General features: G+C 65.8%; 11 protein-coding genes. 3 read left to right on the plus strand and 8 right to left on the minus strand.

Features of this window, described 5'->3' with window-relative positions; translation table 11 throughout:
* The first annotated feature begins 53 nt into the window (after positions 1–53).
* The gene (locus AC1MEM_RS00150) at positions 54–419 is read left to right on the plus strand and encodes an SPW repeat protein (RefSeq protein WP_499474695.1); all 366 of its coding nucleotides are present in this window, start codon (positions 54–56) and stop codon (positions 417–419) included.
* Positions 420–475: 56 nt separating this feature from the next.
* On the opposite strand, the gene AC1MEM_RS00155 is transcribed toward AC1MEM_RS00150, so the two are convergent.
* From AC1MEM_RS00155 to rsmB, 8 genes are all read right to left on the minus strand, one after another.
* Positions 476–1,762, minus strand: coding sequence for an EAL and HDOD domain-containing protein (locus AC1MEM_RS00155; RefSeq protein WP_499474696.1), 1,287 nt, complete (start codon positions 1,760–1,762; stop codon positions 476–478).
* A 121-nt stretch (positions 1,763–1,883) separates the two neighbouring features.
* The gene (locus AC1MEM_RS00160; RefSeq protein ID WP_499474697.1) at positions 1,884–2,660 is read right to left on the minus strand and encodes a class II glutamine amidotransferase; all 777 of its coding nucleotides are present in this window, start codon (positions 2,658–2,660) and stop codon (positions 1,884–1,886) included.
* A gap of 142 nt (positions 2,661–2,802) precedes the next feature.
* Positions 2,803–3,060, minus strand: coding sequence for a BTH_I0359 family protein (locus tag AC1MEM_RS00165; protein ID WP_192053224.1), 258 nt, complete (start codon positions 3,058–3,060; stop codon positions 2,803–2,805).
* 88 nt (positions 3,061–3,148) lie between these two features.
* Positions 3,149–3,553 (minus strand): GTP-binding protein, encoded by a 405-nt coding sequence (locus AC1MEM_RS00170; protein ID WP_499474698.1) that lies wholly within the window; start codon positions 3,551–3,553, stop codon positions 3,149–3,151.
* A 26-nt stretch (positions 3,554–3,579) separates the two neighbouring features.
* Entirely contained in the window at positions 3,580–4,302 is a 723-nt protein-coding gene (locus AC1MEM_RS00175) for a response regulator (protein ID WP_499474699.1), read from the minus strand.
* A gap of 61 nt (positions 4,303–4,363) precedes the next feature.
* Positions 4,364–6,646, minus strand: a complete 2,283-nt coding sequence (locus tag AC1MEM_RS00180; protein ID WP_499474700.1) for a sensor histidine kinase — start codon at positions 6,644–6,646, stop codon at positions 4,364–4,366.
* A 3-nt stretch (positions 6,647–6,649) separates the two neighbouring features.
* The gene (locus tag AC1MEM_RS00185; RefSeq protein WP_499474701.1) at positions 6,650–7,213 is read right to left on the minus strand and encodes a DUF4390 domain-containing protein; all 564 of its coding nucleotides are present in this window, start codon (positions 7,211–7,213) and stop codon (positions 6,650–6,652) included.
* Positions 7,214–7,361: 148 nt separating this feature from the next.
* Entirely contained in the window at positions 7,362–8,933 is a 1,572-nt protein-coding gene (rsmB, locus tag AC1MEM_RS00190; RefSeq protein ID WP_499474702.1) for a 16S rRNA (cytosine(967)-C(5))-methyltransferase RsmB, read from the minus strand.
* Between the two features lie 157 nt (positions 8,934–9,090).
* Here rsmB and argS point away from each other — a divergent pair, with 157 nt between their 5' ends.
* Both argS and AC1MEM_RS00200 read left to right on the plus strand, forming a co-directional pair.
* On the plus strand, positions 9,091–10,854 hold the full coding sequence (gene argS / locus AC1MEM_RS00195) for an arginine--tRNA ligase (protein WP_499474703.1): 1,764 nt from the start codon (positions 9,091–9,093) through the stop codon (positions 10,852–10,854).
* Between the two features lie 11 nt (positions 10,855–10,865).
* Positions 10,866–11,582 carry an SPOR domain-containing protein gene (locus tag AC1MEM_RS00200; protein WP_499474704.1) on the plus strand — a complete coding sequence of 239 codons (717 nt, stop codon included), beginning with the start codon at positions 10,866–10,868 and terminating at the stop codon, positions 11,580–11,582.
* The last annotated feature ends 8 nt before the right edge of the window (positions 11,583–11,590 follow it).

An 11,590-nucleotide genomic window follows, 5' to 3' on the forward strand; every position in this document is an offset into this window, starting at 1 on the left:
CTGCCTGCGATCTTGTCTAAGTTATTACGGGACCGTTATTGAAGGAGACCGTCATGTCCATGCATCTCTCTAGCCGGCGCTGGCAGGACCAGGGCATCCTGCTGCTCGCAATCTGGCTGATCGTGTCGCCCTTCGCGATGGGCTATCCGAGCAATTCGCCGCCCGCCATCAACGCCTTCATCGCAGGCGCCATCATGGGCGCCCTGGCCGCCTTCGATCTCTACAAGACCTATGCCTGGGCGGTGTTCCTGAACATCATCGTCGGGGTCTGGGTCGCCGTCTCTCCCTGGCTGGTCAACACCATGCCCGACGAGGCGATGAGCGCCAGCATGCTGCTGGTGGGCCTGGCCACGGTGATCCTCGGCCTGTGGGAACTGCGCACCGACCCCGACCTGCACCAGCAGTGGGCCGGCACCTGAGTCCTGATCTTCCAACGCTGCCGGGCGCCGGCAAAGTCCGGCACCGGTAGCGTTTCTTACAGCGCGCTGCGTACCACCTGCCCGCTCCACTCGAAAGCCGCCATTTCCAGCTCGACCAGGTCGTCGCCGTTGTCGGCCAGTTCGCCCAGCGCCGGCAGCACGTCCTCGCCCTCTTCCATCCGTTCCAGCGATTCGGCCAGGCGCAGCAGTTCACCGAAAAAGCCGCTGCGTTTCAGTAGCGCGTTCGACACTTCGTCGCTCACCCGGATCTGCTCGACCAGGTCGGCCATCGGCACGCAGAACAGCGTGTCCATAAGCGACATGATGCCGACCGTGAAGGCCATGTCGGCGACATGGCGCTGGCCCGGGCGCAGGCGTCCTGCCAGTAGCTCCATCAGGCGGGCACGGGTACCGGCGAGCATCAGGAGCGGCGTCTGCGCGTGGCCATGGCGCTGTCCATCAACGCGCGGTTCCGCATACAGCATGATCTGCAGCCAGCGCTGCAGCTGGCGCCGGCCGACGATGACCAGCGCCTGGCTCAGCGAATCGATGCGCTGGCGCAGTCCGGCCGCGGGCGTGTTCACGATGCGCAGCAAATTGATCGACAGCGTGACGTCGCGCTTGATCGCGCGTTCGATCTCGATATTGTCGGCGTCCGACACGATCAAATTCATCAGGCCGATGAGGGCCAGCTGCGAGGGCGACAGCTTGCGTCCGGCGATCACCGACGGGCGGGCGAAATAAAAGCCCTGGAAGTAGTCGAAGCCGAGGTCGAGGCAGGTCTTGTATTCGGTCTGGCTTTCGACCTTCTCGGCGATCAGGCGTTTTCCGGTTCCGCGCAGGCGCGGCACCAGCGACAACATCGTCACCACCGGCATCGCACGCAGGTTCACCTTCACGTAATCGAGCAGGGGCAGCAGGCGCCCGAGGCGGCTGCCGTGGACGCTGGCTTCGGCGGCGAATTTGAAACCGTGGCCGGACAGTTCGGCCAGGCGCCACAGCACGGGTTCGGTGGCTTCGACCGAGCCGACCAGTTCGAGCACGGTGCGCTCGCGCGGCAGGAAGGCGAAGATGTCGCTCATCAAGACTTCGGTGTCGACGTTCAGGAAGGCGGTCGCATCGCCCACCGCGCGCGGCAGGCCGAGCTGTGCCGCATGGGCCAGCACGCCGGCCGTGGCCGACAGGTCGGAGTCGATCTCCGCGCTGTTGGCGGGCGTATTCCGGAACAGCAGCTCGTACGCAAACAGGGCCTGGTTGCGGTCGAGCATCGGCTGGCGCGCCAGGTAGAAGTTACGCAGCTGCAAAGGCTGGGATGCCTGGTCAAGGCTGGCGGTATCGGTCATCGCGGTCCCGTGGTCACGTTCAAGCCGCCCACTCTACCCCATTCTCGGCAATTAGTGGATTTTAGGAATCATTTTTCCCAAAAAGCGATATCGGAAAGCTAAAAATTGTGCAAGACGCGCCCTAAAAAGCGACGGGAACGGGTGCGCCGTCGACGAACACCAGCAGCTCGCCGGGCGCAAACGCGGTCCAGGTTTCGTTGGTCGTCAGCGGTTCGGTGACGATGATGGCGACCCGGTCCTGGGGCGTGGTCACCTGGGAAAAGTCGACCGACAGGTCTTCGTCCGACAGGCGCGCGGTCACGAAGGGATATTGGCGCACGATGTAACTGAGTTTGGTCGAACAGTGCGCGAACAGGGCCGTGCCGTCCGAAAGCAGCATGTTGAAGCTGCCGTGAACCGAGACAGCCTGTACCAGTTCGCCGAGCGCCGCGCGCAAGGCCGGCAGCGCGGGCGGGCTGTCGCCGAAACGGCGCCGCAGTTCCTGCAGCAGGAAGCAGAAGGCAAGCTCGCTGTCGGTGCTGCCGACCGGGCGGAAGGCGCCGTCGAGCTGCGGCTGGAAATCCTTCAGGTCGCCGTTATGGGCGAACACCCAGTAGCGGCCCCACAGCTCGCGCACGAAGGGATGGCAGTTCTCGAGCGCGACATGGCCTTGCGTGGCCTTGCGGATGTGGGCGATGACGTTGGTCGACTTGATCGGGTAACGCTTGATCAGTTCGGCGATCGGCGAGGCGATGGCAGCCTGGTGGTCGACGAAATGACGCACGCCGGCGCCCTCGAAGAAGGCGATGCCCCAGCCATCGTGATGGGTATCGGTACGGCCGCCGCGATGGGCGAAACCGGTGAAGGAAAATACAATGTCGGTTGGGACATTGCAGTTCATTGCAAGGAGTTGGCACATGGCGAAGAGCTTACCATGTTGCCGCAGTGATGAAGCGGAGCGAGGCGCAGGGCGGACGCGGCACCGGCTGTCGCCGGCGCCTGCATTCAGTTAAGTGTCCCTGGCCGTCGGTGGGATGTCCTCCAGGCTTGCGTCGGGCTGCTTAGTGCAGCACGACCGGCTGGTTCATCATCGTGTCGTAGGAGCCGAGGAAATCGTCGATCTCTTCCATGGTCGGCTCGCTCGCGATGAGGTTGTTGACGTCGCGGCGGAACGATTGTGCCAGTTTGCCGCCGATGAACGCTTCGCGCCGGCCGGCTTTGTCGACAATCTCGTAACCGCCGAAGCGCAGGGCTTCGAGGTCGCGATCGACGCCAAATTCGACCACGCTGTACTGTTCGCTGTTGTAGATCATGTTCATGGTGACTCCTTCTCTCGATCAGTATCTTGCTAGCCACTCGGCGGGGGCGGCCAGCTTCAGTGAAGAGGTGGGGCTCGCCCGACCAATTTCAAGAGTGCAGGTCGGACGTGAGAGCCAGCAGTTGATCGTATGGTGCGCCACTTAACCATGATCGCAACTGATCCAGGTGCGCGGTGCCGGCAACGCCGATGAAGAGGCGCGCCGGCCGCTGGCGCAGCAGACGATTTAATGTAACACGCATGACGAGATTTCCCGCGCAGCACAAGCAACCGGGCGCGATGCGCGAAATCAGCAGTTTGTCGGAATTTTCCAGCACGGGACTGCCGTCGGAAATCCCTTCCAGGATGACGGCGGCCCCATCGCTACGGGGCGTAGCGGGGTCATCAAGGGCGCGGGCGATGGCCGCCTCGCGCATTGCCGCAGTAGGTCCGGTGACCAGCACCGTAGGAATTGGATGACGCAAAGAAGAGCCTGATGAGAAGGGTACGGCCATCCGGGGGCCGGCTGGCCCCTTTTCGATTACCCGCCCCGTTTGCCGAGCTTGCCCGGTTCGACGCCGAGCTGTTTCAGCTTGCGGTACAGGTGGGTGCGCTCGAGGCCGGTCTTTTCGGCCACGCGCGTCATGCTGCCGCCTTCGCGCCCCAGATGGTGTTCGAAGTACATGCGCTCGAAAGCATCGCGTGCTTCGCGCAGCGGCAGGTCGAACGAGAGCGTATAGCCCTGCGTTTCGCCGTGGCCGATCACGCCCACGCGTGCGCCGTTCAGGGGCGCCGGCACGGGCTGGGCCGCGAACATCGGGTTGCTCGCCGGCGGCGCTTCGACGATCGGGGCCGGCATCGCGGGGCGCGGCGGCGGCGCCGGGGCGCGCGCCACTTCCTGGGCGCGGGTCAGGCCCTGCTGCACCGCTTTGAGCAGCTTTTGCAGGGCGATCGGCTTTTCGAGGAAATTCAGGGCGCCGATGCGGGTGGCCTCGACGGCGGTATCGATGGTGGCATGGCCCGACATCATGATGACCGGCATGGTCAGCAAGCCATCGCGCTGCCATTCCTTGAGCAGCGTGACGCCGTCGGTATCGGGCATCCAGATGTCGAGCAGGACCAGGTCGGGCGCGCCGGCGGCCCGTGCTTCGCGCGCCTGCTGCGCGTTTTCGGCCAGCGTGATTGCGTGGCCTTCGTCTCCCAGGATTTCCGAGAGCAGCTCGCGGATGCCCATTTCATCATCAACTACGAGTATGTTCGCCATCGTTTGCCTTCCGTCTCCACCCGAGTTAACAGTTTACTTCCCGGCGTATTCTATGCCCGATTTACACTTCGGCCAAGTTCGCCTCTTGTGCTAACTTTAACAGCAAAATGAATACCGACGCGCCACTTCCGTCTGGACGGTTCTGAACATCAATGCGGCCACCGTGTTCGTCGATGATCTTTTTCACCATCGGCAAGCCGAGACCGGTGCCGCGCGCCTTCGAGGTGACATACGGTTCGAAGGCGCGCGCCAGGATCTTCGGCGCAAACCCGGGGCCGTTATCGAGGATCGCCAGGCGCACCGCCTCGCCCGCCGTGCCGTCGGCGCCGGTGTAGCGGATGATCTCGGTGGCGACGTCGATGCGCGGCGCCTGCGCGCCGGGTCCGCGGTCGGCCAGCGCGTCCTGGGCGTTCTGCAGCAGGTTGTGGATCACCTGGCGCAATTGGGTCGGGTCGCCCATCACGCGCGGCAGCTTCGGCGCCAGCGTGGCGTGGATGATGTCGGAGGCATCCTCGGCCAGGTACAAGGTCAGGATTTCGCCGATCAGGCCATTCAGGTCGAGCGGCTCCAATACCGCCGGCGGCGTGCGCGCATAGTCGCGGAAGTCGTCGACCATGCGCTTCATGGCGTCGACCTGGTTGACGATGGTGGTCGTCGCGCGCGCCAGCAGCGCGGCATCCGCCGCTTCCAGCTTGCCTTCCAGCTTCATCTGCAAACGTTCGGCCGAGAGCTGGATCGGCGTGAGCGGGTTCTTGATTTCGTGCGCGAGGCGGCGCGCCACTTCGCCCCAGGCCACCGAGCGCTGGGCCGAGATCACGTCCGAGATATCGTCGAACACGACGATGAAGCCGCTGCCCACGCCCACCGGCAGGCGTGAGCCGCGCGCCAGCAGCGTGGTGTCGTGGTCTTCGCCGGCCGCACGGCGCGGGATCTCGATTTCCTGCTGCCAGTGGGTGCGCTGGCGCGCGGTGCCGGCGGCCGATTGCGCGCTCTGGGTCGAGAACGCGCGGGTGACGGTGGCGGCGAAGTTTTCCAGGCCCTCGATTTTCGAGAGCGGCCCGTCCAGGTGGCACTGCTCCATCTGCAGGATGCGGCAGGCGGCTTCGTTCGAATTGACCACCGTGCCTTCGGCGTCCAGCACCAGCACGCCGGCCGACATGTTCGCCAGCACCGACTCGAGGTGGGCCTTGGCGCTTTGCAGCGCGGCCCGATTGCGTTCGACGGCGCTGCGCGCTTCGAACAGCTGGCCGGTCATGGCATTGAAGGACTGCGTCAGCGTGCCCAGTTCGTCGTTGGTTTCGACGATCGGGCGCGGCGAGAGGTCGCCCTCGGCCACGGCTTGCGTGCCCTCGGCCAGCACCAGCAGCGGCGCCGCCAGGTTCCCGGCGATCAGCACCGCGCTGCCGATGGCGCCGAAAATGGCCAGCAACAGGGTCAGGGTGAGCGTCTCGATGTACATCCGGCGCAGGCCCGCGCGCGCCACCGAGCGCTGCTGGTATTCGGAAAACGCGCTGCGCAGGACTTCGGCATTCGAGGCCAGGTTGACCGGCACCGTCTGCATCAGTTGCAGGTAGCGCGGCGGCGCGCCGGGGGGCTCGGGCACGGCCAGCACCGCGCGCAGGCGCAGGCCGGTGGCGGCGTCGAGGGCGCTGGAGCCGCCGTTGGTATTGTCGCGGAAGTCGAGTTCGATGCCGCCCTCGGCGCGCGCGTAACCGCCCGGCATCGCGGCCTGGCGCACCATTTGCGGATTCGGCAGGTCGGCGGTGAGGTCGGCACGCCGGTCTTCGCTGGCGCTGGCGACGAGCTTGCCGTTGGCGTCGAGCAAGAGCGCGCTTTGCATGCCCTCGGTATTGGAGACCAGCTGCGACAGCGCGAGCTGGGAGCCGGTATCGTCCTGGCCCGACAGGGTGGCGGCCACCGTCTGGCCTTTGGCGGAGAGTTCGACCAGCGCCTCGTCGAGCGCCGCGTGGCCGAGGTTCAGGCCGGACTGCAGGGCCGACTCGATCTTGACGTCGAACCAGGATTCGATCGAATGCGAGACGAACTGCACCGACACCATGAAGATGACCAGGCCCGGCAGGATGCCGATCCCGGCGAACAGCAGGACCAGTCTCGCCATCAGGCGCGAGCCGAAGCGTCCGGCCCGGTAGCGCGAATACAGGCGCCCGAGGGCGACGACGACGAGGATCAGCAGCAGGAACGCGATCGTCGCGTTCAGTCCCAGCAGCCAGGAATAGTAGCGGTCGAAGAAGCCGGAGTTGTCCGAGGCCGAGGCAAGCAGGAACAGCAGGATCGAGACGACCGCGCCGCCGACCACCAGCGCGTAGCGCATGGCCTGGTTCACGCCCTACTCCGCACGATAAGTGAACGTCTTCTTGTTCGAGGCAAGGTGCCAGTCCGAATTGCTGAAGGCGTTGACCTGCAGCGGCTTTTGCAGCAGGTCGCGGTTCATGTACATGCGCAGGCTGACCTCGTAGGTTTCGCCAGGTTTGAGCGCGCTTTTCGGGGCGATCAGCCAGCGTCCGGGACGCCGGATCTGGAACATCGCTTCATCCAGCGTCTGGTAGGTCTGCTGGACGCTGCCGCCCATCGACACGTAATACTGGCGCAGCAGCACGTCGTAGGAGATGCTGACGGTGCGCTTCGACGACACCGCGCGGTCGTCGCGCCACCACCAGCGCGGGCGCGTCAGTTCGATCTCGGTCGTGAAGTACAGTTTGACGCCATGCTGCAAGGCGTCTTCCAGGTCGCGGTTCAGGTCGAACGAATAGTTGGCCCCGAGGCGGTAACCTTCGTCGGTCGCCTCGATTTTCGCGAGCGTGATGTCGATCCCGTCGGCCGCCTGCGCCGTTGCGCACGCGAAGACCAGCAGGAGCTGGCAGGCGAGGAGGCGGAAAAATCGTAGAGTCACAAAGGGCCGGAACCTAATCAAATTGAGCGTAAAGCGTGTGACAAAAATCGTCAGGGCAAGGCGCGTCGTCGAAGACAGTACGCTAGTACGGCGAGACGATGCAACGCCGCCATGGCGGTTTTTTTTCACACGCTCGTGTGAGAAGACCTCAGGCCGCTCGTTTCTGGAACAAAGCGTAGAACAGTCCGTCATGATCGAGCCCGGCGCCGCTCGAGGGAAGCAGCTGCCCTGGCGCATCGAGGCGAACGGCGTCGTTGTGGCGCGCCGCGAACGCGGCCGCCTGCGCCTCCGATTCCTGGGGCCAGAGCGAACATGTCACAAACAACAATTTACCATCGGCCCGTAGCATCTGCCAAAGATTGTCGAGTATCTCCGCGGAAAGTGTTGTAAGTTGGCGCGTATCGGTCTTGCGGCGCAGCCAGCGGATGTCCGGGTGACGGCGCACGATGCCCGAGGCCGTGCACGGCACGTCGGCCAGGATGCGGTCGAATTCGCGGCCATCCCACCAGTACTGGGTCTGCGCGCCGGCCGTGACGAGCGTGCTTGTCAAGCCGAGCCGGCCCAGGTTGTCGCCCACGCGCGCCAGGCGCTGCGCATCGGAGTCGACCGAGGTGAGTTCGACATCGGCCACCTCGAGGATGTGGCCGCTCTTGCCGCCCGGCGCCGCGCAGGCATCGAGCACGCGCATGCCATTCTCGAGGTCCAGCAGCTGCGCCGCCAGCTGGGCGCCGGCGTCCTGTACCGACACCAGGCCCTCGTGGAAACCGGGGATCTGCGCGACATTCGTTGCCTGCTTCAGGCGCAAGGCTTGCGGACCGATCACGTCGGCCTGCATGCCGGCCTCTTCGAGCCGGCGCAGGTAGTCGTCGACGCTGGTCTTGCGGATATTCACACGCAGCGTCAGCGGCGGGTGGCGGTTGCCGGCGTCGAGGATCGCTTCCCAGTCGCGCGGATAAGCGGCGCGCGTCGCGTCGATCCACCACAGCGGGTAGTTCCACTGCGCCAGCGGTTCCTTCAAGGCGGTGGCGACCAGTTCCTCGCGCTCGCGCAGGAAGCGGCGCAGGACCGCGTTCACCATTGCCTTGGCATGGGCGAAGTCCGGGTGCCGGCTGGCCGCCGTGACGGCCTGGTCGACCACGGTGAAGGGCTCGTAGGCGGCGCTCTCGCCTTCCGGCGGATCGAGCAGCACCAGCGCGCAGTGGATCAGGCCGACCAGCATCGGCACGTCCGGCGCCTTGGTCGTCATCAGGCCGAGCAGCACTTCCGCGCGCCCGAGCCCGCGCATCGTGCGGTAGGCCAGGTCCTGGATCGCGCCGCGGCTCTGCGGCGTCACCTGGTAAGCGGCGAACACGTTCGACAAGGCCTGCGGCAGCGCGGTGCCGGCACGCACCTGGGCCACGGCGCTGGCCGCGCCGAGCATGGCCAGCGCCAGCGAGTCGCCCGGCAGGTCGGGGCGGTACGCCGCCTGGAACTGCGGCTTGACCTCATGGCTCGGGCGGGCGGCGGGCGCGGGCTGCCTCGGCGCCGGCGCCGCCGGCTTGGCTTCAGGCTTCTTTTCCGCCTTGGCGTCGGGCCTGGCCGCAGCCTTCGGCCAGGCATGCTGCGCGGCTGGATTACCGGCCGGCTTGGCGGGCTTGGTGCCGGCGGTCTTGGGCTGGATGGAGAGCGTGCGGCGCTTGTCGGTCATGGTGGCGGAGTCAATACGGGGAAAGACCCGCATTGTACCGGCTCCGCCTTTGGTCCGGCTTAAAGAGCAGGCAGGCGAGGCGGTGCCGGCCGTATTCGGCGCTGCAGCAAACCAGTATAATGAACCCTTGATATTGCCGTGGCCGCGCCACCGCCTCACCGAACTCACTGACAGCTTAACGACCGAACTTATGCTCGCCCAACAAAAACAAGAGATCGTTGCCCTCTTCCAGGCCGCCCTTGCGCCGATCGTCGCCGGCACCGATCTGACCCCGAATATTGTCCTGGAGCGCCCGCGCGATCCGAGCCACGGCGATGTCGCCTGCAATATCGCCATGCAACTGGCCAAGCCGCTGAAGACGAATCCGCGCGAACTGGCCACCCGCCTGGTCGCCGCCCTGCTGGCCGACCCGAACGCGGCCGGCCTGGTCGAAGCGGCGGATGTCGCCGGTCCAGGCTTCATCAACCTGCGCGTGGCGGCAAGCGCCAAGCAGTCGGTGGTGCGCAGCATCCTGCAGCAGGGCGCAGCCTTCGGCCGCGGCGAATCCGGCAAGGGTCACCACGCGATCATCGAATTCGTCTCGGCGAATCCGACTGGCCCGCTGCACGTCGGCCACGGCCGCCAGGCGGCGCTGGGCGATGCGCTGTCCTCGCTGTTCGAAGCGCAAGGCCACGAAGTCACCCGCGAGTTCTACTACAACGACGCCGGCGTGCAGATCGCCACGCTGGCCAATTCGGTGCAGGCGCGCGCGCGCGGCTTCAAGCCGGGCGACGCCGGGTGGCCCGAGTCGGCCTACAACGGCGACTACATCGCCGAGATCGCAGCCGACTTCCTGGCCGGTAAAACCGTCTCCGCCAGCGATGGCGAACCGGCCACCGCCAGCGGCAATGCCGACGACCTCGAATCGATCCGCCGCTTCGCCGTCGCCTACCTGCGTAACGAGCAGGACCAGGATTTACAGGCTTTCGGTGTCAGGTTCGACAATTACTATCTCGAGTCCTCCCTCTACGCGGACGGTAAAGTTGAACAGGCGGTGCAGGCCCTGGTCGATGCCGGCGTCACCTACGAGCAGGACGGCGCCCTGTGGCTCAAGACGACGGACTATGGCGACGACAAGGACCGCGTGATGCGCAAGTCCGACGGCACCTACACCTACTTTGTACCGGACGTCGCCTACCACATGCAGAAATTCCGCCGCGGTTTCGACCAGGCGATCAACATCCAGGGCAGCGACCACCACGGGACGATTGCCCGCGTGCGCGCCGGCCTGCAGGCGGTGAACATCGGCGTGCCGCAGGGCTATCCCGACTACGTTCTGCACAAGATGGTCACCGTCATGAAGGACGGCGAAGAAGTCAAAATCTCGAAGCGCGCCGGTTCCTACGTGACGGTACGCGACCTGATCGAATGGTCGGGCAACGGCGACATCACGCGCGGCCGCGACGCGGTGCGCTTCTTCCTCATCTCGCGCAAGGCCGACACCGAATTCGTGTTCGACGTCGACGTCGCCCTGAAAACCTCGGACGAGAACCCGGTGTATTACGTGCAGTACGCCCACGCGCGCATCTGCTCGGCGCTCGCGAACTGGGGCGGCGATGAAGCGCAGCTGGCGAACGTCGACCTGTCGTCCCTGAACACGCCGCACGAAGCGAGCCTGCTGTCGAAGCTGGCTGCCTATCCGGAAGTGCTGCAGCGCGCCCAGGTCGAACTCGGCCCGCACCAGGTCGCGTTCTACCTGCGCGAACTGGCCGGCGAACTGCACAGCTATTATTTCGCGCACAAGTGGCTGCTCGACGACGACGAGCCCCTCAAGCTCGCACGCCTGGCGCTGGCCACGGCAACGCGCCAGGTGCTGCGCAACGGCCTGGCCCTGATTGGCGTCTCGGCGCCGAACAAGATGGAACGCCCTCCCGCTGAAGCACAAGCCCACGCACAAGACGAACCACAAGCATAAATAGAGCGACCATGACCGCCACTCTTCGTTCCCCTTCCCGCCAGCGCGGCAGCACCCTGACCGGCATCATCATCGGCCTGATCATCGGCCTGGGTATCGCGGTGGCGGTTGCGCTGATGATCACCAAGGGCGCCTCTCCCTTCACCGACCGCTCGAACAAGATGGGCCGCCCGGCCGACCTCGAACCGAGCCAGGCGAACGACCCGAACAAGCCCTTGTACGGCAACCGCGACGCCGCGCGCGAAGCGGCCAAGCAATTGGCCGAGCGCGAAGCGAAGAAGGCGGAAGCTGCTGCAGCGCCGGCACCGGTACCGGCGCCGGTACCGAAGCCGGCGCCGGCCGCCGCGACCGAAGCCGATCCGCTGGGCCAGGCAATCGCCGGCATGACGGGTGCGGGCGAGCCGAAGCCGGCAGCGCGTGCCGCCGCACCGGCGCCCGCCGCGGCCCCCGCCGGCGCACCGGCAACGCCCTCCGCTGCCGGCGCCGACGACAAATATGTCTACTACCTGCAGGCCGGCGCCTTCCGCGAAATGTCGGACGCCGAGAACACCCGCGCCAAGCTGGCCCTGCTCGGCTTCGAGGCCGCGATCAGCGACCGCGCCAGCGACAGCGGCACGCTGCACCGCGTGCGCCTCGGTCCGTTCAGCCAGGTCGAAGCCGTGAACAAGGCCCGCGCGAAACTGCTCGACAGCGGCATCGATGTGGCCATCGTCCGCAACACTAAATAAGGAAGACT

The organism is Telluria sp. AIW5 (assembly GCF_056680575.1).